Annotated in this window: 21 protein-coding genes, 1 pseudogene and 1 riboswitch; of the genes and pseudogenes, 8 read left to right on the top strand and 14 right to left on the bottom strand. The window is 73.8% G+C overall.

Features of this window, described 5'->3' with window-relative positions; all coding sequences use genetic code 11:
- Positions 1–132: 132 nt before the first annotated feature.
- From bioD to bioB, 3 genes are read right to left on the bottom strand one after another with little or no spacing between them, the layout of a single operon-like run.
- Entirely contained in the window at positions 133–849 is a 717-nt protein-coding gene (gene bioD, locus CP969_RS07325; RefSeq protein WP_016827254.1) for a dethiobiotin synthase, read from the bottom strand.
- 1 nt (position 850) lies between these two features.
- Entirely contained in the window at positions 851–2131 is a 1281-nt protein-coding gene (locus tag CP969_RS07320) for an adenosylmethionine--8-amino-7-oxononanoate transaminase (RefSeq protein ID WP_016827255.1), read from the bottom strand.
- Complete coding sequence (bioB, locus tag CP969_RS07315) at positions 2124–3347, bottom strand: biotin synthase BioB (protein ID WP_016827256.1); 1224 nt, start codon at positions 3345–3347, stop codon at positions 2124–2126. Before bioB ends, CP969_RS07320 begins: the two co-directional genes overlap by 8 nt.
- 147 nt (positions 3348–3494) lie before the next feature.
- On the opposite strand from bioB, the gene CP969_RS07310 reads away from it, so the two are divergent.
- Positions 3495–4622 carry an 8-amino-7-oxononanoate synthase gene (locus CP969_RS07310; protein ID WP_016827257.1) on the top strand — a complete coding sequence of 376 codons (1128 nt, stop codon included), beginning with the start codon at positions 3495–3497 and terminating at the stop codon, positions 4620–4622.
- 160 nt (positions 4623–4782) lie between these two features.
- Here the strand turns inward: CP969_RS07310 and CP969_RS07305 are convergent, their stop codons facing one another.
- Entirely contained in the window at positions 4783–5007 is a 225-nt protein-coding gene (locus CP969_RS07305; RefSeq protein ID WP_004991102.1) for a DUF397 domain-containing protein, read from the bottom strand.
- 9 nt (positions 5008–5016) lie between these two features.
- On the bottom strand, positions 5017–5877 hold the full coding sequence (locus tag CP969_RS07300) for a helix-turn-helix domain-containing protein (RefSeq protein ID WP_004991104.1): 861 nt from the start codon (positions 5875–5877) through the stop codon (positions 5017–5019).
- Positions 5878–6088: 211 nt separating this feature from the next.
- Between CP969_RS07300 and CP969_RS07295 the strand changes: the two genes are divergently transcribed.
- Positions 6089–6574, top strand: coding sequence for an ATP-binding protein (locus CP969_RS07295; RefSeq protein WP_026085357.1), 486 nt, complete (start codon positions 6089–6091; stop codon positions 6572–6574).
- Between the two features lie 404 nt (positions 6575–6978).
- Here CP969_RS07295 and CP969_RS07290 read toward each other — a convergent pair whose 3' ends face one another.
- From CP969_RS07290 to CP969_RS07280, 3 genes are all read right to left on the bottom strand, one after another.
- Positions 6979–7452: a C40 family peptidase gene (locus tag CP969_RS07290; protein ID WP_004991107.1), complete on the bottom strand. Its 474-nt coding sequence runs from the start codon at positions 7450–7452 to the stop codon at positions 6979–6981.
- Between the two features lie 3 nt (positions 7453–7455).
- A riboswitch (cyclic di-AMP (ydaO/yuaA leader) is annotated at positions 7456–7659 on the bottom strand.
- Between the two features lie 335 nt (positions 7660–7994).
- Positions 7995–8303, bottom strand: a complete 309-nt coding sequence (locus tag CP969_RS07285; RefSeq protein WP_016827261.1) for a hypothetical protein — start codon at positions 8301–8303, stop codon at positions 7995–7997.
- 7 nt (positions 8304–8310) lie between these two features.
- Positions 8311–8946 (bottom strand): ATP-dependent Clp protease proteolytic subunit, encoded by a 636-nt coding sequence (locus CP969_RS07280; RefSeq protein ID WP_004991110.1) that lies wholly within the window; start codon positions 8944–8946, stop codon positions 8311–8313.
- A gap of 106 nt (positions 8947–9052) precedes the next feature.
- Between CP969_RS07280 and CP969_RS07275 the strand changes: the two genes are divergently transcribed.
- The gene (locus CP969_RS07275; protein WP_004991111.1) at positions 9053–9340 is read left to right on the top strand and encodes a type II toxin-antitoxin system Phd/YefM family antitoxin; all 288 of its coding nucleotides are present in this window, start codon (positions 9053–9055) and stop codon (positions 9338–9340) included.
- A 159-nt stretch (positions 9341–9499) separates the two neighbouring features.
- Here CP969_RS07275 and CP969_RS07270 read toward each other — a convergent pair whose 3' ends face one another.
- Complete coding sequence (locus CP969_RS07270; RefSeq protein ID WP_004991116.1) at positions 9500–10228, bottom strand: lysophospholipid acyltransferase family protein; 729 nt, start codon at positions 10226–10228, stop codon at positions 9500–9502.
- A 328-nt stretch (positions 10229–10556) separates the two neighbouring features.
- Between CP969_RS07270 and CP969_RS07265 the strand changes: the two genes are divergently transcribed.
- Complete coding sequence (locus CP969_RS07265) at positions 10557–11012, top strand: RpiB/LacA/LacB family sugar-phosphate isomerase (RefSeq protein ID WP_016827270.1); 456 nt, start codon at positions 10557–10559, stop codon at positions 11010–11012.
- A 55-nt stretch (positions 11013–11067) separates the two neighbouring features.
- Here the strand turns inward: CP969_RS07265 and CP969_RS07260 are convergent.
- From CP969_RS07260 to CP969_RS07240, 5 genes and pseudogenes are all read right to left on the bottom strand, one after another.
- Positions 11068–12314 (bottom strand): annotated as a pseudogene (locus CP969_RS07260) (PP2C family protein-serine/threonine phosphatase).
- Between the two features lie 94 nt (positions 12315–12408).
- Positions 12409–14859, bottom strand: a complete 2451-nt coding sequence (locus CP969_RS07255; RefSeq protein ID WP_026085358.1) for a SpoIIE family protein phosphatase — start codon at positions 14857–14859, stop codon at positions 12409–12411.
- 216 nt (positions 14860–15075) lie between these two features.
- Entirely contained in the window at positions 15076–16302 is a 1227-nt protein-coding gene (rocD, locus tag CP969_RS07250) for an ornithine--oxo-acid transaminase (protein ID WP_016827273.1), read from the bottom strand.
- Positions 16299–17111, bottom strand: a complete 813-nt coding sequence (ddaH, locus tag CP969_RS07245) for a dimethylargininase (RefSeq protein ID WP_016827274.1) — start codon at positions 17109–17111, stop codon at positions 16299–16301. Before ddaH ends, rocD begins: the two co-directional genes overlap by 4 nt.
- Before the next feature lie 125 nt (positions 17112–17236).
- Positions 17237–17740 carry an Lrp/AsnC family transcriptional regulator gene (locus CP969_RS07240; protein WP_004991130.1) on the bottom strand — a complete coding sequence of 168 codons (504 nt, stop codon included), beginning with the start codon at positions 17738–17740 and terminating at the stop codon, positions 17237–17239.
- A 123-nt stretch (positions 17741–17863) separates the two neighbouring features.
- On the opposite strand from CP969_RS07240, the gene CP969_RS07235 reads away from it, so the two are divergent.
- Genes CP969_RS07235 through CP969_RS07220 form a run of 4 tightly spaced genes read left to right on the top strand, consistent with a single transcriptional unit; the run spans position 17864 to position 21945 of the window.
- Positions 17864–18634, top strand: a complete 771-nt coding sequence (locus tag CP969_RS07235; RefSeq protein ID WP_004991134.1) for a LytR/AlgR family response regulator transcription factor — start codon at positions 17864–17866, stop codon at positions 18632–18634.
- Between the two features lie 12 nt (positions 18635–18646).
- The gene (locus CP969_RS07230; protein WP_016827275.1) at positions 18647–19006 is read left to right on the top strand and encodes a hypothetical protein; all 360 of its coding nucleotides are present in this window, start codon (positions 18647–18649) and stop codon (positions 19004–19006) included.
- A 21-nt stretch (positions 19007–19027) separates the two neighbouring features.
- Entirely contained in the window at positions 19028–20743 is a 1716-nt protein-coding gene (locus CP969_RS07225; protein WP_016827276.1) for a sodium/solute symporter, read from the top strand.
- Entirely contained in the window at positions 20740–21945 is a 1206-nt protein-coding gene (locus CP969_RS07220) for a sensor histidine kinase (RefSeq protein WP_016827277.1), read from the top strand. Before CP969_RS07225 ends, CP969_RS07220 begins: the two co-directional genes overlap by 4 nt.
- Positions 21946–21958 lie beyond the last annotated feature (13 nt).

The raw sequence follows: 21958 nt of genomic DNA, 5'->3' as shown, positions 1-21958 counted from the left end.
ACGGGGGAGAGGCCGGGAAGCCGGGGAGACACGAGGGCCTCCCCGGACGGGGCCTCACCGCGATTCTCCCCCGCGGGGGCCGCCCGCATCCCCGCCGAGGGCAGGGCGCCTTCCGCGCGCTCCCCGCCGCCGTCAGGGCGCCTCCCGCACCCGGAACGCCTCCGCGTCCCACGTCCCGTCCAGCCGGGGCGCCAGCCAGTGCGGTGCCGCGGCCCGGAAAGCGGCGGGGGAGAGCGCCGCCGACCCGGCCGGTACCGCGCCCAGCAGCGGTGCCCCGGTCACGTCCGGCAGGTCCAGCAGGTTGCAGCGGGAGGCCAGATCGGGCTCCGCGGGCCAGCTGCCGATCACCAGACCCGCCAGGCCGAGCCCGCGCCCGCGCAGCTCACGGGCCGTCAGCTCGGTGACGTTGAGGGTGCCGAGGCCCGCCGACGCCACCACCAGCACCGGGGCCGCCAGCAGCCCCGCCGCGTCCGCCAGCGTCCCGCCGGCCGGGTCGAACCGCACGAGCAGCCCGCCCGCGCCCTCCACCAGCACCAGGTCGTGCTCGGTGGCCAGCTTGGCGGCCCGCTCGGCGACGTCGTGCGGATGCACCGGCGCCCGGCCGGCCCGGCGGGCGGCCGTGGCCGGCGCCAGCGGGTCCGGATAGCGGGCGAGTTCGGCCGCCGTCACGGCACCGGCGAGCCGGACGACCTCGTCGGCGTCCCCGGGCTCGCCGGGGCCCACCCCCGTCTGCGCCGCCTTCAGCACGGCCACCGACCGGCCGGCCGACAGCGCCGCCGCCGCGACCGCGGCCGTCACCACCGTCTTGCCGACCTCGGTGCCCGTGCCCGTGATCACCAGAACCGGCATGTCATCCCTCCTCCGCGGCCGCGCACACCGCCCGCGCGATCAGCGCCACGTCCGCGTCGCCCGTGACGTACGGCGGCATGGTGTAGATCAGGTCCCGGAACGGCCGCAGCCACACCCCCTCGCGCACCGCGGCCCGGGTGGCCGCGCCCATGTCCACGGCGCGGTCGAGCTGGACGACACCGATGGCGCCCAGCACCCGTACGTCCCGGACCCCCGGCAGTCGTGCCGCCGGCGCCAGCCCGTCCCGCAGGCCCGCCTCGATGCGCTTGACCTCCGCAGCCCAGTCCTGGCCGAGCAGCAGTTCGACGGAGGCGCAGGCCACGGCCGCCGCCAGCGGATTGCCCATGAACGTCGGGCCGTGGGCCAGCACCGGCACCTCGCCGCGCGAGATGCCCCTCGCCACCCGCGCGGTGCACAGCGTCGCCGCCATGGTCAGATAGCCGCCGGTCAGCGCCTTGCCCACGCACATCACGTCCGGGGCCACCGCCGCGTGCTCCGCGGCGAACAGGGCGCCCGTGCGCCCGAACCCGGTCGCGATCTCGTCGAACACCAGCAGCACGTCGTGCGCGTCGCACGCCTCGCGCAGCACCCGCAGGTACGCGGGGGAGTGGAACCGCATCCCGCCCGCGCCCTGCACCACCGGCTCCACGATCACCGCGGCCAGCTCGCCGGCGTGCCGCTCGACCGTCTCCCGCAGGTGGTCGGCGTAGGACTCCTGGTACCGGGCGGGCGGGGCGTCGGCGAACACCTGACGGGGCAGCACCCCGTTCCACAGCTCGTGCATCCCGCCCTCGGGGTCGCACACGGACATCGGCTGCCAGGTGTCGCCGTGGTAGCCGCCCCGCCAGGTCAGCAGCCGCCGCTTCTGCGGCCGGCCCAGCGAACGCCAGTACTGCAGGCACATCTTGACCGCGACCTCGACCGACACCGATCCCGAGTCGGCGAGGAAGACGTGCTCCAGGCCCTCGGGCGACATGTCGACGAGGTGCTTCGCCAGCCGGACGGCGGGCTCGTGCGTGAGCCCGCCGAACATCACGTGGCTCATCCGCGCGAGCTGCTCCCGGACGGCCTCGTTCAGCACCGGGTGGTTGTAGCCGTGGATCGCCGACCACCAGGACGACATCCCGTCGACCAGCTCGCCCGAGCCGTCGGCCGGCCGCAGCCGCACCCCGCTCGCCGACTCCACGACGAGCGGTTCCCCGCGGCCCGGCATGGGCCCGTACGGGTGCCAGACGTGTCGCCGGTCGAGCTCCAGCAGCTCGGCGACGGAGAGCTCAGGCATTGGGCGCGAGGTCCGTTCCGGCGCCCCGGCGGCGGACGGCGACCAGGTCGGTGCGCGGCTCGTCGGTCCGGGGCGCGCTCTCCTCGGCCGCACCCGCGCAGGAGCCCGCGCCCGACGGCGCCGGACCGCACGCCCCGCCGCCGTGCGACCCGCATCCGTCGCCCTCGTGCGCCCCGCACCCACCGTCGTCGTGCGCCCCGCAGCCACCGCCCGTACGGTGTTCCGGCAGGGTCACCCGGTCGGTGCCCTCCACCTCGAACCCGGCGTCGGCGATCATTTCCAGGTCGGCCCTGCCCGCCTGGCCCTCACTGGTGAGGTAGTCGCCGAGGAAGATCGAGTTGGCCAGGTGGAGCGCGAGCGGCTGCATCGTGCGCAGGTGCACCTCACGGCCGCCCGCGATCCGCACCTCGACGTCCGGGCAGACGAACCGCACCATCGCCAGGATGCGCAGGCACCGCTGCGGGGTGAGGTGCCACTCCTTGGCGAGCGGGGTGCCCTCGAACGGGATCAGGAAGTTGACCGGTACCGAGTCCGGGTCCAGCTCGCGCAGCGCGAAGACCACGTCGACCAGGTCCTCGTCGCTCTCGCCCATGCCGGCGATCAGCCCGGAGCAGGCGGACAGACCCGCCGCGTGCGCCTTCTGCACGGTGTCCACGCGGTCGGCGTAGGTGTGCGTGGTGGTGATGTCCCCGTAGGTGGACTCGGAGGTGTTGAGGTTGTGGTTGTAGGCGTCCGCGCCCGCCTCGCGCAGCCGCTCCGCCTGGCCGTCGGAGAGCAGGCCGAGGCAGGCGCACACCTCGACGCCCCCGTTCTGCTCCTTGATCGCCCTGATGGTGTCGGACACCCGGTCCACGTCGCGGTCGGTCGGACCGCGCCCGCTGGCCACCAGGCACACCCGCTTCGCACCGCCCGCCAGTCCGGCGGCGGCGGCCTTCGACGCCTCGTCGGGCTTGAGCCAGGTGTACTTGAGGATGTCGGCCCTGGAACCCAGCCGCTGGGAGCAGTAGGAGCAGTCCTCCGGGCACAGGCCGGACTTGAGGTTGACCAGGTAGTTGAGCTTCACCCGCCGGCCGAACCAGTGCCGCCGCACCTTCCCGGCCGCGGCCACCACGTCGAGCAGGTCGTCGTCGGACGTCGCGAGGACGGCCAGTGCTTCCCCGCGGGTCGGCGTCTCGCGCCGAAGCCCCTTGTCCACCAGCGTGTTCAACAGGTCCATGAAAGCCGATCCTGTCCTACTCGGCCCGTCCGGGCCAAGGAGAGTTCGTACAACAGAGGTGCTTCGACGTGTGGGTATTGCCACACAGTGGCCCCATGGTCGTCCCGCTAGTGTCTGTGCATTGCCTACAAAAGCACCGGAGGACCCATGGCGTTCGGCTGGATCGACGGACAGGCGGAGCTGCGCCGGCGTGCCGGGCTCGTGCGGACCCTGCGCCCACGGGCGGCCGACGCGCCCCTCCTCGATCTGGCGAGCAACGACTACCTGGGCCTGGCCCGCCATCCCGAGGTCACCGAGGGCGCGGCACGGGCCGCGCGGACCTGGGGCGGGGGCGCGACCGGCTCGCGCCTCGTCACCGGCACCACCGAACTCCACGCCGAGCTGGAGCGCGAGCTGGCCGGCTTCTGCGGCTTCGAGGCGGCCCTGGTCTTCTCCTCCGGCTACGCGGCCAACCTCGCCGCGGTCACCGCGCTGGCCCCGCACGGCTCCCTGATCGTCTCCGACGCGGGCAACCACGCCTCGCTCATCGACGGTTGCCGGCTGGCCCGCGGTACGACACAGGTCGCCGCGCACGCCGACCCCGACGCGGTGCGCAAGGCGCTGGGCGCGCACGACGGACCCGCCGTGGCGGTGTCCGACACGGTGTTCTCGGTGGACGGGGACGCCGCCCCGCTCACCGCGCTGGCCGAGGCGTGCCGGGAGCACGGCGCGGGTCTGGTGCTCGACGACGCCCACGGCCTCGGCGTGCTGGGCGACGGCGGCCGGGGCGCCCCGCACGCGGCGGGGCTCGCGGGCGCCGAGGACGTCGTCGTGACGGTCACGCTGTCCAAGTCGCTCGGCAGCCAGGGCGGAGCGGTGCTCGGCCCGGCCCGGGTGATCGAGCACCTGGTCAACGCGGCACGGACGTTCATCTTCGACACGGGTCTGGCCCCCGCGGCGGCGGGGGCGGCCCTCGCGGCGCTGCGGCTGCTGCGCCGCGAACCCGGGCGCGCGGCACGGGCGGGCGAGGTGGCGCGCGAGCTGCACACCCGGCTGACGACCGCGGGCCTGGAAGCGGTGCGGCCGCACGCCGCGGTCGTCTCCGTGCGCGCTCCCTCCCCGGAGCAGGCCGTGCGATGGGCGGCCGACTGCCGGGCGGCCGGCCTGTCCGTGGGCTGCTTCCGTCCTCCTTCCGTGCCCGACGGCATCTCACGGCTCAGGCTGACCGCCCGCGCGGACCTGTCCGGGGCGGAGATCGAACGCGCTGTACGGGTGATCGGCGAAACGCGGCCATGAGTCGGCGTGGCACGGCCGTGCGTCGCCCGATGAGGGGATCGTCGGTCGAATGGTCGGTCGAGTGGTCGGTCGAGTGGTCGGGCGGACTACGGGTCGGATCGGTCGGGTGCTGTCCGGTTCAGCAGGTCCCTCCGGACGGACGGGTCGGTCCGGTCGGTGGTCAGCGGACCGCGGTCACGAACTCCGTCCAGCTGCCGGGGGAGAAGAGCAGCACGGGCCCGGCCGGAGTCTTGGAGTCGCGCACGGCGAGCAGTCCGGCCAGGGGGCCGGAGGCCGGCCGGGCCGTCTCGACGCAGTTGTTCGCGCCCGTGCTGTAACTGCTGCGCAGCCACCGCACACCGTGCGGGTCGAAACCGGAAGGAAGGGTCCGAGGCGGTGCAGGCATCGTGCCTCCTTACGCGCCGGCGGCTGTACCGGCGATGAAATCCAACGAGTCCTCGGGTGAAAGGGCGTGGATCGAAAGGGCGTTGAAGGCCTCCGAGTAGGCCCGGAGGTCTTCTTTCCGCTCCAGGTGGAGGCTACTCGTCAAGTGGTCGAGAACAACCACGTCCAGATCAGAAGTGCGCAAAAATGAGAAAATGACGAAAGGGCCGGTGACACCGATGTGCGCCCCCGCGCTGAACGGCAGGACCTGCAACCGCACCTGGGGCAGCCGGGCCGCCTCGACCAGCCGCGCCAGCTGGCGGGTCATCACGCCGGGGCCCCCGACCTCCCGGCGCAGCACCGCCTCGTCCAGGACCGCGCTCAACTCCAGCGGAGGGTCCGCCCGCAGCACGTCCTGCCGGGCCAACCGCACCTCCACCAGGGCGTCCAGCCGCTCCTCCGAAGCGCCCTCCAGCGCGGCCTGGGTCACCGCCCGCGCGTACTCCGGCGTCTGCAGCAGCCCGGGGATCACCGTGGTCTCCAGGGTGCGCATCGCGCTCGCCTGGGACTCCAGGCTGATGAAGTCCCGGTAGGTCGGCGGCAGGACGCCGCGGTAGGCGTGCCACCAGTGGTGACGGCCGTCGCCGTCACCGGAACCCGACAGCATCAGCAGCAGTTCCCGCAGCTGCGGATCGGTCACGCCGTAGGCGTCGAGCAGCGAGCGGACATCGGCCGGTTTCACTCCGCTCGTGCCGGTCTCGATGCGGCTCACCTTCGACTGGTGCCAGCCCACCAGCCGGGCCGCCTCGCCGCTGGTGAGCCCCGCCGAAGCGCGCAGCGTGCGCAGTTCGGCGCCCAGTTTCCGGCGGCGCACCGCGGGACCGTGCTGCATGGACTCTCCTTACTCCTTCCGAGCCGCCCGGATACGGTCTTCCGTCGCAGGGTTCACCGCTTCGGGCGACAGATATATGCATATCTTGGTGGATCGCCGCCCCGCGCCGTGCGGTGATGGCACTCTGGCGGCGAAGCACCAGTGCGGGACCGTACTCGAACCATCCCCTCCGTGTCGGACTGCGCTCCCGTGGGAAAGGGACGACATCGCCATGGCAGACCATCTGGAAGCATCCGTCACTCTGCCGAGCGATCCCGCCTCGGTCTCCGCGGCCCGTGCCCATGTGAGGGACGTGCTGGCGGAGTGGGGCATGCCGGCGGACGCGGACGTGTCCGACACCGTCCGGCTGATCGTCTCCGAACTCGCCACCAACGCCGTGCAGCACACCTTCGGGCAGTCGCCCACCTTCACGGTGGACATGGTCCTCGACCGCGACGAGCGGCTGCACGTCGGTGTCACCGACAGCCATCCGCGTTTCCCCAAACGGCTGCCCGCCGCGGTGCAGCAGGACAACGGCCGCGGACTGGTCATCATCCGCTGCCTGACCGCGGAATGCGGGGGGAGGCTCAGAATCCGCCCCACGCGTGAGGGGGGCAAGACCGTCTCCGTCGAACTGCCGTGGACCCTGCCTCCCGCCGCGGAACCCACCGCGGAGCCTGCCGCGGAGCCGGTCACGACGGGTCGGCAGGAACCGTAGGGGCCGTCACGGCGAGGGGACGGTCGGCGAGGTGCCGGCGCAAGGGCCCGGACGGGCCGCGGCCGATCCGGCGGGGCCACACGGCGCCGTGGGCCGGTGTTCCGCCCCGGAGGCACCGGTTGTGTGGTTCCGGGATCGTGCGCCGCGCCGTGCCGGGCGAGCCGGGGCGTGAGGTGAACGCGAGCGGCAGCGGGAAGGCGAGGAGGATCCGTACGCCCGCCCGGGTGACCCGCGGTTCTGGAACGGCCCGGCGAAGTCTCGGCCGGCTCGTCGCGGCGGGGTCCCGTCGCGTGCGGGGGCGATGCCGGCCCGTACGGTGACGGGCGAGGTGACGGGCGACCGGCTGAGGCCGCGTCACGCCCGGTGGGGCGGCGGTGCGTCGGGGCACCGCCGCCCCCGGCGGATCACTTGACCCGGCCGTACCAGACGCTGCTGGTCCAGATCTTCTGCAGGCGCACCACGTCCCCGGTCTTCGGGGCGTGCCAGATCTTGCCGTTGCCCGCGTAGATGCCGACGTGGTAGATGCTGCGGCCCGAGTGGAAGAACACCAGGTCACCGGCCTTGCGGTTCTTGGCGGAGATGTGGCTCGTCTTGTTGTACTGCTGTGCGGCGGTGCGCGGCAGTGTCTTGCCCGCCTTCTTGAACGAGTACAGGGTGAGCCCGGAGCAGTCGAACCGGGACGGTCCGGTGGCGCCCCACTGGTACGGCGCTCCCTTCTTGGAAGCGGCGACGTTCAGAGCCTTGGTGGCCGTGCTCGCGGCGGCCGCGTCCGAGGCGGCTCCCGGGACCACGATCGAGCCGCCCACGGCGGCCAGGGTGAGGGCCGAGGCCGTGCCGGCCCGGGCCATGAGAGACGGGACACGATTGAGCGCAGTCATGCGCAACCCTTCGTCAGCCGCCTGTGAAGGATGACCTGTCGGATTCGGGCTGGCGAAGTGGCCCGGCCGCACACGTGCGGCTTCACCCCAAGGGCTGCTCGGAACTGGCGTTCCGGCGACCCGTCGTGCTTGGGTCCTCCACTCCTGCCGATCCACTCCTTGTCGACCGGTCATCCGGGCGGCGGCAGGATTCGGCGTCCGCCCGGATCGCCCCGCCGCGGCGGCGGGGTCTTGTCGTCAGTCAGGGATCTTGTCCCATGCCCGGCCCGAAATCCCAACTGAACCGGGGATTTGTGTTGTTACTCACCACTCATCCGTTCGGGTGGACAGTCTCCTGTTCGGTTCGCTGTCAAGAGCCCCGAAAGGCCTCGGACCAGCGTCGGAATGCTCAATTCCGCCCACTGGCCCCGCGTGTTGCGCAACTTCGGCGCCCCGAAAAAAGCAGGTGCATCTACGCCGGATGGGGGTAAGCCGTTTGGTCCGTTTCGGCTCCGGTCCGGACGCGCCCTCGCCGGGGACGGCCGCCCGGACCGGGGTGGGCGTCAACTGCCCGGGGTCGGCGGCAGGATGAGCCGGGCCGTGCGCCGTTCGCCGTCCAGCACCCGCAGGGCCCGGCCCAGCGTGGCGGAGTGCAGTTCGGTCTCGCCGCGCCGGTGCATCACGGTCAGCGCGTCGCGCAGCGCGACGGCCTTGCCGACCAGTGCCTGCGCGGCGCGCAGGCCGCGGTAGGTGTCACCGTCCGAGGCGGGGTTGATGCGGCCGAGCAGGTCGACGACCTCGAGGTAACGGTCGATCAACTCGGCCTCCGCGCGGGTCAGCGCGGGCAGCGGAGGGAGTTCCGGGGGCAGCATCGACGGCTCACCTCGCGTCGTCGGCGGGGTGCCCGCCCCTGCGGTCGGGCACGATCCGGTCCGCCAGGCCGTGGTCCACCGCCGCCCGTGCGTCGAGGACAGTGTCCCGCTCGAGGTCCGCCCGGGCCTGCTCCGGGGTGCGGCCCGCGTGCCGGACGAGCATGTCCTCCATCCGGGACCGGATGCGGCCCAGCTCCTCGGCCCGGGCCGCGAGGTCGCTCGCCCGGCCCTCCAGCGGCCCGGACGGATCGGGCTGACGGAGCACCAGGCGGGCGCCGGGCAGCACGCACCGCTTGCCCGGGGTGCCGGCGGCGAGCAGCAGCGCGGCGGTCCCCTCGGCCCGGCCGAGGCAGACCGTCTCCACGTCGCAGGAGACGAAGCGCAGCGTGTCGTAGATCGTCGACATGGCGTGGAACGAGCCGCCCGGGGAGTTGACGTAGAGCGAGATGTCCCGGTCCGGGGCCCGGTGCTCCAGGTACAGGAACTGGGCCATCACGTCGTTCGCGGAGGTCTCGTCGATCGGGGTGCCGAGAAGGACGATCCGCTCCTGGAGCAGCTTGGCGTACGGATCCGTCGTCCGGTGCCCGGACGCCGTGCGTTCGGTGAGCTCGGGCAGGACGTGGCGGGCGGACGGTCGGGTCATGCGAACCCCTCCTGTGGCAGGGCGCGGCCGTTTCCGGCGCACGCGTCGCAGGCGCTGTGGCTTCTGTAAAAAATGTACAGGATGTACGTGACGTTATGATGGGCGCATGGCCTACGAGATTCCGGTGACGCAAGCCAGGGCTGAGCTCGCCGACCTGATCAACCGGGTGGTGTACGGCGGGGAGCGCGTCGTCGTGACCCGGCACGGGAAACCCCTCGTCGCCCTCGTGTCCGCCGATGACCTGCGACGGCTCGAAGAGCTCGAGGGGGCCGGGGAACCCGCGGAGGAGCAGGTGATCAGCACGGTCGCCGGCGTCCGCGAGGCGGCGTCCGCTCCCCGCGAACGGCAGCGGTTCGGCATCGCCGCGGAGCACCGGGGGACGGCCCCCTCGTAAGCCCTCGGGAACGACGTGACCGTGCATCCTCGCCGCGGCGGGGATGCACGGTCGTTTCCGTGCGGCCCGTGCCCGGCGCGCGGCCGGCACGGCGTACGGCCGGTCGCCCGACGGCGGCCGGCGCCCTCCGGCCGCCCCTCGCCGGTGTGCCCGGGCGGGTCAGCCCAGCGGCATGCGCGGGAACCGGCGCTTGTCCTCCGCCGCCCCGCGCGCCGCCTCCTCCGCCTTGGCGACGGCCGCGTACTGGTCGACGTACTCCTGCTCGGACAGGGCGAGGATGGCGTACATGATCTCGTCGGTGACGGCGCGCAGGACCGCCTTCTCGTCCTCCAGGCCGGCGTGGCGCGAGAAGTCGAGGGGCTCGCCGAAACGGATGACCACGGGGCGGAGGCGGGGGATCACCTTGCCGGGCGGCTGCGCCTCGAAGGTGCCGATCATCGCGCAGGGGACCACCGGGACGCCCGCCTTGAGGGCCATCACCGCGACGCCGACCTTGCCCTTGTAGAGGCGGCCGTCGTGCGACCGCGTGCCCTCCGGGTAGATGCCGAGCAGTTCGCCCTTGGCCAACACTCCGAGACCCTCCCGGATGGCGGCCCGACCGGCCTCCTTGCCGGAGCGGTCGACCGGGATCTGCCCCGCGCTGCGGAAGAAGAACGCCGTCAGCCGGCCCTTGAGGCCGGGCCCGGTGAAGTACTCGGCCTTCGCGAGGAAGGTGATGCGCCGCTTGAGCACGGCCGGCATCAGGAAGTGGTCCGAGAACGACAGGTGGTTGCCCGCGACGATGGCCGCACCGGACGACGGAACGTGCCGCAGGCCCTCTATCCGGGGCCGGAAGAGCAGCCTCAGCAGCGGGCCCAGCAGCACGTACTTGAGAAGGTAGTAGAACAAACGCACGCTCCTCGACTCCGGCGGACGGGCGGGGCCGCCGCGTTCCAGCAGGTCGACCGGCACGCCGTGGGCGGGGGCCAGTCTAGGTCCGGGCGGGTCCGCCCGGCACCACGTGCGACGCAACCGGACGCAACCGCACCGGACGGCCGGACACCCGTCGGCGGCCGGGCCGGAAGGGGCCGGCGCGACCGGGGAGGACCACCGCCCCCAGCCTGCTGCCGCTCACCGGCCGGCGACAACCCGATCGGCGGGCGTGACCGGATCGCACCGGACCGGGAGCGCCCCCTGCGAGGTTCCCCGGGCCGTCCGGCCGAGTAGGCTCCGGAGCATGCGCATCTCCGTCTCCTCCGACATGGACGAACCCGTGGCCCGTGCCCTCCTCGCCGAGCTGCGCGAGCGCGGTCACGACGTGCGCGCGCACGGCGCCCTGAGCCACGGGGACGACCCGCAGTGGGCGGTCTGCTCCGAGGCGGCGGCCCGCGAGGTCGCCGCCGGGACGGCGGACCAGGCGGTGGTGTGCTGCTGGACCGGCACGGGCGCCTCGATCGCCGCGAACAAGGTGCCGGGCGTCCGGGCCGCCCTGTGCACGGACGCGACCACGGCGGACGGCGCGCGCCGCTGGAACGACGCCAACGTGCTGGCGCTCAGCCTGCGGCTGACGTCGGAGCCGCTGCTGAAGGAGATCCTCGACGCCTGGTTCGCCGGTGCGCCCAGCGACGACGCGGAGGACCGGCGGAACGTGGACCGGGTGCGCCGCCTCGACCAGGAGCGCACGGGGGCCTGAGCAGGCCCGGGCGCCGTCCCCGCCGGGGCGGGCGGCGACGGGGCGTCCCCCGGTGTCACAGCCGTACGAGGATCAGCGCCGTGTCGTCGGTGGCGCCGCCGGGCGGGAGGAGCTCTCGGAGCACGATGCCCGCGAGCGCCTCGGGCTCCTGTGTCCGAGGGCGCCGCAGCGCCTCGGCCAGACGGAGCAGTCCGGTGTCGATGTCCTCCCCGCGCCGTTCGATCAGACCGTCGGTGTGGAGCACCACGGTCGCCCCCGGCGTGAACGCGGTCGCCGCCTCCGGCCTCGGGCCCGGGACCGGGCCGGCGTCCAGCGGCGGATCGGTCGCCCGGTCGGGGAACTCCACGCGACCGTCGCGGTGGGCCAGCACCGGAGGGGGATGACCGGCGCTGCTGCAGGTGATCGTGTGCCGGTCGAAGTCGATGAACGTCGTCACCGCGGTCGCGGACTCGGCGCCGTCCACCACGTGGGCGTAGAGCCCCACCACGTCGAGCGCCCGGGCGGGGCCGTCCGCCACCCGGGAGGCGGCCGTGAGCGCGCTGCGCAGCCGGCCCATGACACCGGCCGCCTCCAGACCGTGCCCGACCACGTCGCCCACGGACACGCCGACGCGGTGCCCGTCCACCAGGTCGACCAGGTCGTACCAGTCCCCGCAGACGTTGAGCGCCCCCACCGCGGGCCGGTACCGCACGGCGGCCCGGTGGCCGCCGACCTGCCGGTGGGCGGGCAGCATCGACTCCTGCAGCGCCGGGGCGACCTCCCGCTCCCGCGCGTGCGCCCGGCGCAGCCGGTTGTTGAGCTCCTGGAGCTCGCGGGCGCGCGAGTACAGCTCGGCCTCCGGCATCCGGCCCTGGCCGTCGCCCGCGTGGCCGCGGGCCCGGACCAGCTCGGTGACCTCCTCCACCCGGTGCACGATCAGCTCGGCCCTCCCGTCGGGGCCGAGCGCCGGTGTGTTCACCGGGCTCCGGTACCGCTCCTCCCACGCCCCGGACCGCTCGGGGTTCTCGACGTCGTAGTGCTGCAGGGGCATGGTGTCGCGCTCGCCGGTGGCCAGGACCCGGAGCAGCGAGGCCTGGAGGTTGCGCGCGCCCGTGGAGTCCGGGGCGTTCGGGTTGGCCGGGAAGACGTCTTGGCCGGGAAGACGTCGAACAGGTGGCGGCCCACCAGCTCCCCGCGCGAGCGCCCGACCCCGCGGGCGTACGCCTCGTCGACGTCCGCGAACACCAGATCGGGGGTCAGCGGCGCCACCATGCCGGGCAGGGCCTGGTAGACCGCCGCGTAATCGATCGACGTCTGCGCCATGGCCGTCGCCTCGCCTCCGGAAACCCGTTGGTCCTCCCGCACGGGGGCGTGTCGCGCGAGTCGTCCGCTCCTTCCCCGGGGCGGCGCCGGAACCTCACAGGTCCGGCGCGTCCAGTGACTGCTCGGCCCAGATGATCTTCCCTTCGGGGACGAACCGGGTGCCCCACCGCCGGGCGATCTGGGAGACCAGCAGCAGCCCGCGTCCGCCCTCGTCCATCGCACGGGGATGCCGCACGTGGGGCGTCGTCACACCGCCGTCGAACACCTCGCACACCAGTGAGCGCTCGCGGATCAGCCGGAGCCGGACGGGGCCGCCGGCGTGCCGGATGGCGTTGGTGACGAGTTCGCTGACGACCAGCTCGGTGGCGAAGGCCAGCTCGTCCAGCCCCCACCGGGACAGCTGCCGGACGGCGGACCCGCGGGCCTCGGCCACCACGGCCGGATCCGCCGGCAGGGCCCAGACCGCCACTCGTTCGGGGGCGAGGCGTTGGGTACGGGCCAGCAGCAGGGCCACGTCGTCGTACGGACGGGTCGGCACCAGCGCGTCCACCACGGCGCGGCAGCTCGACTCGAGCGAGTCCGTGGTCTCCTCCAGCACCCGGCGCAACCGCTCCCGGGCGGTGTCGGCGGACGCGGGCTCCCCGGGGGTCAGCAGACCGTCGGTGTGCAGGACGAGCGTGCTGCCCTCGGCCAGGGACAGCCGCACCGACTCGAACGGCGGACCGCCCACGCCGAGCGCCGGGCCCTGGGAGAGCTCCACGAAGGTGACCGTGCCGTCGGGTGCCACCACGGCGGGCGCGGGGTGCCCGGCGGCGGACATCGTGCACCGGCCGTCCACCGGGTCGTAGACCACGTACAGGCAGCCGGCCCCCCGGCCCTCCGAGCCCTCGGCCCCCGGTGCGTCACCACCGTCCCGCGCCGGCCGGTCCATCAGGTCGTCGAGGTGGGCGAGCACCTCCTCCGGCGGCAGGTCCAGCGCGGCCAGGGTCCGCACCGCGGTCCGCAGCCGGCCCATGGCCGCGGCGGCGTCGATGCCGTGCCCGGGCACCTCGCCGACGACGAGCGCGACGCGGGCGCCGGACAGCGGGATGAGGTCGTACCAGTCGCCGCCCAGACCGGTCAGCTCGTCGGCCGGGCGGTAGCACGCGGCCACCTCGACGGCGTCCTGCTCGGGCAGACTGCGCGGGAGCAGGCTGCGCTGCAGCACGAGCGCGGCGTCCCGCTCGCGGGTGTAGCGCCGGGCGTTGTCCACGCAGACGGCGGCACGGGAGACGAGGTCCTCGGCCAGGCTCAGGTCGTCCGCGTCGAAGGGGTGCTCGCGGCGGCGCCGGAAGAACCCGGTGAGGCCCAGGGTGACGCCCCGGGCCCGGATCGGCACGAGCATCGCGCTCTGCAGGCCCAGCTCCAGGAAGGTGGGCTCGTGACCGCCCGGGGTCCCCGCGAGCCACCCCGTGGCGAGCGGATCGAGCTGCTCCTGACGCCAGGACCGGCCCGTGGCCAGACAGCGGACCGGCGGCGAGTCGGCCAGGTAGGCCACCACCTCGCCGGTCTCCACGACCGTGCGCGGCAGGTCCTCGTACAGCGACCGGTGACCCGCGCGCAGCAGCGGCACCCGCTCGGTCCCGGCGAGCGGTCCGGGCGGCAGCTCGGCGCCCCGCAGCACCGTCTCCAGCAGGTCGACGACGACGAACTCGGCGAGCCCCGGCACGGCGACGTCGGCCAGTTCCTGCGCGGTGCCCATGATGTCCAGGGTGCGGCCGATGCGCTCACCGGCCCGGTCGAGCAGGGCGAGACGCTGCCGGGCGCGCTGCCATCCGGTGACGTCCACGACGGTGTAGTACACGCCCGCCGGGCGGCCCTGCTCGTCGTCGAGCCGGGTGAACGACATCAGGTGCGCGGTGTCGCGCAGCGGGGCCGAGCGGACGCGGCCGGTGTGCACGTGGTCGACCACGCGTTCGCCGGTCTCCAGCACGTGCCGCATCTGCGCCTCGATGGCCTCGGTCTCCATGCCCGGCTGGACGTCCGCGAGCCGCAGCCCCGGGCGCCGCTCGGCCGGACCGCCGCCGAACCGCTCCAGTGCGGCGTTGGACCACACGAAGCGCAGATCCGTGTCCACGATCGCGATGCCGATCGGCGATCCGGCGACCATCTGCTCCAGCACCGCACGGCTCATGTCCCAGCCGGGGGAGCCGGCCAGCTCCGACAGCAGCACCAGCAGCGGCGAACGGCCCCGCGGTTCCACGGTCGGGGTGACCCGGACCATGAGCGCGACCGGCCGACCGTCCCGGCGCACGGCCGTCATCAGCCCCGCCCAGCCACCGTCCTCCCGGCACCGCTCGACCAGGTCCGGCACCCGCTCGGCGTCCTCCGGGGTCAGCAGCTCGGCGAACTTCCGGCCCACCGCCTCGGGCGCGGAGTGCCCCAGCAGCCGCTCGGCCTGACCGGTCCAGCCCGACACCACGCCCCGCGGATCGAGCAGCAGGGGAACGGCGTCGGCCACATCGAACCCCTGCCGGGCAACGTCCTGCTCCTTGTGTCCGCCCACGGCCGACCTCTCTGTCGCTGAGAGTGGTCTACCACCTTTGTCCCCATCTTCACCCTTGACCGCGAAGGGGGCTTCCCGGGTGGCGGGGCGGACGTCCCGGTGACCCCGCCGGGCCGACGGGGTCACCGTGCGCGGGGGCGCGGGGCCGCCCCGCCACGGCGGGGGCGCGGTACGGGGGCGGCCCCGCGGACCGGCCCGTCCCCGTACCGCGCCGGTTCAGTCCCGTCGGCCCAGGACCTTCTCCACGGTCTCCAGGGCCCCCCGGAGCTCGTCCGCCGTGATCGTCAGCGGCGGGGCCAGACGGATGGTGGAACCGTGGGTGTCCTTGACGAGGACGCCCTCGTGCATGAGGCGCTCGCTCACCTCGCGGCCCGTGCCGAGGGCCGGGTCCACGTCGACGCCCGCCCACAGACCGCGGGAGCGGAAACCGACGACCCCCTTGCCGACCAGCGCCTCCAGGCCCTCGCGCAGGACCACGCCCAGCTCCGCCGCCCGGCGCTGGAACTCACCCGTCTCCAGCAGCTCCACCACGGCCGTGCCGACCGCCGCGGCCAGCGGGTTGCCGCCGAAGGTCGACCCGTGCTCCCCGGGGTGGAGCACCTGGAGCACCTCGCGCCGGGCGACCACCGCCGACACCGGGACGATGCCGCCGCCCAGCGCCTTGCCGAGCAGGACCACGTCCGGGACGACCGACTCGTGCTCCACGGCGAGCGTCCGGCCCGTGCGGCCCAGCCCCGACTGGATCTCGTCCGCCACGAACAGGCACCCCGCGCGGCGCGTCAGCTCCCGCACGCCCGCCAGATAGCCGTCGTCCGGGACGACGACGCCCGCCTCGCCCTGGACCGGCTCGATCAGCACCGCGGCGGTCGTCTCGTCGACCGCGGCCTCCATCGCCGCCAGGTCGTTGTAGGGGACGACCCGGAAGCCCGGGGTGAAGGGGCCGAAACCGGCGCGCGCCACCTCGTCCGTCGAGAAGCTCACGATCGTCGTGGTACGGCCGTGGAAGTTGTCCGCCGCCACCACGATCGTCGCCCGGTCGGCCGGGACGCCCTTCACGTCGTAGGCCCACTTGCGGGCCACCTTGACACCGCTCTCCACCGCCTCCGCGCCGGTGTTCATGGGCAGCACCATGTCCAGGCCGGTCAGCGCGGCCAGCCGCTCGGCGAACTCGGCGAGCCGGTCGTTGTGGAACGCGCGCGAGGTCAGCGTGAGCCGGTCCAGCTGGCGGTGCGCCGCCTCGACCAGCGCGGGATGGCGGTGGCCGAAGTTGAGCGCCGAGTAACCGGCCAGCATGTCGAGGTAGCGCCGGCCCTCCACGTCCTCCACCCACGCGCCCTCCGCGCGGGAGACGACCACGGGCAGCGGGTGGTAGTTGTGCGCGAGGACCGGTTCCTCCGCGCCGATCAGCTCGGCGGACGAACGCGTGACGACGGACGAGGTCATGAGCGGATCTCCTGAGTGCAGCACTTGATGCCGCCGCCCGCCTTGTGGAACTCGGACAGGTCGACGGGAACGGGGACGTAGCCGCGGTCGGCGAGCCGGGAGGCGAGCGCCGTGGCCCCCGGCGAGATGAACACATGGCGGCCGTCGGACACGGAGTTCAGCCCGAACGCCGCCGCGTCCTCACGGGTCGCGACCACCGCGTCCGGGTACAGCCGGGCGAGCACCTCGCGGCTCCCCGGCGAGAACGCCTCCGGGTAGTACGCGATGTTCTCCTCGTCCAGCACGAACAGCGCCGTGTCCAGGTGGTAGAAGTACGGGTCCACGAGCGTCAGGCCGATCACGGGCACCCCGAAGAACTCCTGCACCTCGCGGTGCGCCTCACGGGTGGTGCGGAACCCGGTGCCGGCGAGGATCCAGCGCCCGGCGGGCACCAGGTCGCCCTCGCCCTCGCAGACCGACCCGGGGTGGTGGACCTCGTACCCCTCGGCCTTGAACCAGGCCTCGTACGGGACGGACTCCGGGCGCCGCTCGGGCGCCAGGAACAGGGAGCCGAAGACCCGGCCCTCGACGATGACCGCCGCGTTCGCGGCGAACACCATGTCGGGCAGGCCGGGCTCCGGTTCCACGGTCTCCACGGTATGGCCGTGGTCGCGGTAGGCGTCGACCAGTGTCCGCCACTGCCGCTGGGCGAGGAGGACGTCGACGGGACGGTCGGGGTGCATCCAGGGGTTGATCGCGTACCGCACGGCGAAGTGTCTGGGTTCGCAGACGAGATAGCGCCGCCGGCGCGCCACACGGGAGTCGGGCACAGAGGGGTCCCTCCGCTTCCACGCGGTGCCGACAGGGGGGTGTCTCCACGGTAGGAACCGAGCCTGACGGGCGACAAGGAACGGGAGCTGCGTGCTCGCGCAGGATCACTGCGCGTTTCCGCCATTCAGCGCACGTCTGCTGCGCCTTCCGGGGCGGGCTGGCTGACGCCCGCCTCAGGACTGTCCGGGAGCAGGTGGGACAGCACCATCACGCTGATCGTCTTGCGGATGAACGGCTCCTGGCGGATGCGCTCCAGGACCTCCTCGAAGTGCTCCACGTCTCGCGCCCGCACGTGCAGCAGCGCGTCCGCCCCACCGGTCACCGTCATCGCCGCGGCGATCTCCGGATGGTTGCGCACCACCTCCGCCAGCCGCCGGGGCGGCGCCGCGCCCTCGCAGTACACCTCGACGTACGCCTCCGTGCGCCAGCCCAGCGCGGACGGCCGCACGGTCGCCGTGAAACCGGTGATCACCCCGGTCTCGCGCAGCCGGTCCACCCGGCGCTTGACCGCCGTCGACGACAGCCCGACGGCCGTACCGATCTCGGCGAAGGACGTCCTGGCGTTCGCCATCAGCGCGGTGACGATCTTCCGGTCGAGTTCGTCGAACGGCGCGGGCCTGCTGGTCATGCCGGAACTGTATCCAGCGGCGACCGGTCGCCGTCCAGGACGGCGACCGGTCACCGGAACCGGCGGTGACGGCCGCGTCCGGCACGTGCCCGGACGCGGGAATGCCCCCTACACTCCAGCCTCATGCTGCGTGCCCTCGCCGTCGACGACGAACGTCCCTCGCTGGAGGAACTGCTGTACCTGCTCAACGCGGACCCCCGCATCGGCAGTGCCGAGGGCGCCGGAGACGCGACCGAGGCGCTGCGCCGCATCAACCGGGCCCTGGCCTCGGGGCCCGACGGCCCCGAGGCCATCGACGTGGTCTTCCTCGACATCCAGATGCCCGGCCTCGACGGGCTCGACCTCGCCCGGCTGCTCACCGGGTTCGCCCGGCCGCCGCTCGTCGTGTTCGTCACCGCCCACGAGGACTTCGCCGTCCAGGCCTTCGACCTCAAGGCCGTGGACTACGTGCTCAAACCGGTCCGCAAGGAACGGCTGGCCGAGGCGGTCCGCCGCGTCGACGAACTGCGCGCCGCCGCCCGGCGGGGCACCGCCCCGCGCATCCCCGTGCACGAACCCGACCCCGACCACATACCCGTGGAACTCGGCGGCGTGACCCGCTTCGTCGCGGTCGACGACATCACCCACGTCGAGGCCCAGGGCGACTACGCCCGCCTGCACACCGCCCGGGGAAGCCACCTCGTCCGCATCCCGCTGTCCACCCTGGAGGAGCGCTGGCGCGCCCGCGGCTTCGTCCGCATCCACCGCCGCCACCTGGTCGCCCTGCGCCACATCGGCGAACTCCGGCTCGACGCGGGCACCGTGAGCGTCCTGATCGGCACCGAGGAACTCCAGGTCAGCCGGCGGCACGCCCGCGAACTGCGCGACCTGCTGATGCGCCGGACCACGAGTTAGGGGAGAGCCCGCATGCCCCAGGACCCGACCGAACGCCGCGTGGTCGTCACCGGCCCGCCCCGCCGCGCCGGCCGTGCCTTCGGCTACTACCGCCCGCGCACCGAGATCGACGAGCAGACCACCCTCGGCCACACCTACGTGCGGTCCCTGATGCGCATCCAACTGCGGGCCGGCCTCACCGTGTTCGCCGTCCTCGCCCTGCTCGTCGGCCCGCTCCCGCTGGTCTTCGCCGTCGCCCCGGACGCCCGCCGCCTGGAGTGGGCGGTCCTCGGCTTCGGGCTGTACCCACCGCTGGTGCTGCTCGCCCGCTGGTACGTGCGCCGCGCCGAACGCAACGAACGCGACTTCGTGCGGCTCGTCGAGGACCGCTGAGACGACGGGACCTTCCGAACCGTGAACTCCGGCTACGCCGTGCCCGCCGTCGCCCTCGTCGTCCTGGCCACCGTCCTCGTCGGCGCCTTCGGCCTGCGCATCTCCCGCACCACCTCCGACTTCTACGTCGCCTCCCGCACCGTCGGCCCCCGGCTCAACGCGGCCGCGATCAGCGGCGAGTACCTCTCCGCCGCCTCCTTCCTGGGCATCGCGGGACTCGTCCTGGTCCAGGGCCCGGACATGCTCTGGTACCCGGTCGGCTACACCGCCGGCTACCTGGTCCTGCTGCTGTTCGTCGCCGCCCCGCTGCGCCGCTCCGGCGCGTACACCCTGCCCGACTTCGCCGAGGCCCGGCTCGCCTCCCAGGCGGTACGGCGGCTCGCGGGCGCCTTCGTCGTCGGCGTCGGCTGGCTGTACCTGCTGCCCCAACTGCAGGGCGCGGGACTCACCCTGACCGCCGTCCTCACCGGCGCGCCCGACTGGCTCGGCGGGGTGATCGTCGCCGTGGTGGTGACCGCGATCGTCGCCGCGGGCGGCATGCGCAGCATCACCTTCGTGCAGGCCTTCCAGTACTGGCTCAAACTCACCGCCCTGCTCGTCCCCGCCCTCTTCCTGGTCCTCGCCTGGCAGCGCGACGGAGCGCCCAGCCACGCCTTCGACGAACCGGCCGCCTTCCGCGAGCAGCGGGTCGTCCGGGTCGAGGACGGCCTCGACCTGAGGCTGGAGGAACCGCTGACCGTGACGGTGCACGGCACGGTCGACGGCCGCGCCCACCGCGGCACCGAACTCCGGCTGCCCGCCGGCACCCACCACATCGACGGCGGCACCCGCCTGACCTTCGCCGAGGGCACCGAGGTCCCCGCCGCCGGACGCGGCGTCGACGACGCCCTGTCGCCCTCCCGGGCCGAGTCCCGCGAGGAACGCCCGCTGTACGCCACGTACGGGCTGATCCTGGCCACCTTCCTCGGCACCATGGGCCTGCCGCACGTCGTGGTCCGCTTCTACACCAGCCCGCACGGCGTCGCCGCCCGCCGCACCACCGTCGCGGTGCTCGGCCTCATCGGCGCCTTCTACCTCCTGCCCCCGGTCTACGGCGCGCTGGGCCGCCTGTACGCGCCCGAACTCACGCTCACCGGGAACGCCGACGCCGCCGTGCTCCTGCTGCCCGACCGGGTGATCGGGGGAGCGGGCGGCGACCTGCTCGGCGCGCTGGTCGCCGGGGGCGCCTTCGCCGCGTTCCTGTCCACGGCGTCCGGGCTGACCATGGCCGTGGCCGGCGTGCTCACCCAGGACGTCCTCCCCTCGCGGGGCGTGAGGCACTTCCGGCTCGGCACGGTGCTCGCCATGGCCGTCCCGCTGGGGGGGAGCATCCTGGTCGGCGGACTGCCGGTGGCCGACGCCGTCGGGCTCGCCTTCGCGGTGTCGGCCTCGTCCTTCTGCCCGCTCCTCGTCCTCGGCATCTGGTGGCGCCGGCTCACCCCGCCCGGCGCCGCCGCCGGGATGCTGGTGGGCGGCGGGTCCGCCTTCCTCGCCGTCGCCGCGACCATGGCCGGCTACCCGGGCGAGGGGCCCTGGCACGCCCTCCTCGCCTGGCCGGCCCTGTGGTCGGTGCCGCTGGGCTTCCTCACCATGGTCCTGGTGTCCCTGGCCACCCCCGGCCGGGTGCCGCCCGGCACGGCAGCGGTGCTGGCCCGGTTCCACCTGCCGGAGGAACTCCGCTCGGAGGTGTCCGCATGAGCGGCTTCCTCGCCGGGCTGCTGGTCGCCGTCCTGCCCCTGCTGGCGGCCGGCTTCTGGCTGGGCCGGCGCACCGCCCGGCCCGCCAGCCTCGCCGGACTCGGCACCCCCGTCGAGCACGCGACCTTCGAGACCCTGCACACCGCCTCCCTGGCCACGCCCCCGCTGCGGGCCGGTCTGACGGAGGAGACCGCCCGCAAGGCCGCCCGCAAGCTGCGCTCCCTGCTGGGCACGGACGCGCTGTGCCTCACCGACCGCGACCGGGTCCTCGTCTGGGACGGCGTCGGCGCGCACCACCGCACCGAGATCATGGAGCGTCTGGCCGGCCCCCTCGACAGCGGCCGCGGCGAGGCCTTCCCGCTCACCTGCGACACCCCCGACTGCACGGTGCGCTGGGCCGTCGTCGCCCCGCTCACCGTCGACGACCGGGTGCACGGCGCGCTCGTCGCCTGCGCGCCCCGCGAGTCCGCGGTCCTGGTGCGGGCCGCCGGGGAGGTCGCCCGCTGGGTCTCCGTGCAGCTCGAACTGGCCGACCTCGACCAGTCCCGCACCCGCCTCATCGAGGCCGAGATCCGGGCCCTGCGCGCGCAGATATCCCCGCACTTCATCTTCAACTCGCTCGCCGTGATCGCCTCGTTCGTGCGCACCGACCCCGAGCGGGCCCGTGAGCTGCTGCTGGAGTTCGCCGACTTCACCCGCTACTCGTTCCGCCGGCACGGCGACTTCACCACCCTCGCCGACGAACTCCACGCCATCGACCACTACCTGGCGCTGGTCCGGGCACGCTTCGGCGACCGCCTCTCCGTCACCCTGCAGATCGCCCCCGAGGTACTGCCGGTCGCGCTGCCCTTCCTCTGCCTCCAGCCCCTGGTCGAGAACGCCGTCAAGCACGGCCTGGAGGGCAAGTCCGACCAGTGCCACATCCAGATCACCGCGCAGGACGCGGGCGCCGAGGCCCTCGTCGTCATCGAGGACGACGGCGCCGGAATGGACCCCGGCCTGCTGCGCCGCATCCTCGCCCGCGAGGTGAGTCCCACGGGCGGCATCGGGCTGTCCAACGTCGACGACCGGCTCCGCCAGGTCTACGGCGACGACTACGGCCTCGTCATCGAGACGGCCGTGGGCGCGGGCATGAAGATCACCGTCCGGCTGCCGAAGTACCAGCCGGGGGTGCACTCGGCGGGCCGGCTCACTCCGAAGTGAGACCGGCCCGCCG

It is taken from the genome of Streptomyces viridosporus T7A, from assembly GCF_008704515.1.
Taxonomy (GTDB): domain Bacteria; phylum Actinomycetota; class Actinomycetes; order Streptomycetales; family Streptomycetaceae; genus Streptomyces; species Streptomyces viridosporus.
Note: the sequence above shows the minus strand (reverse complement) of the source record. Positions and strands in the feature narration are given on the sequence as shown.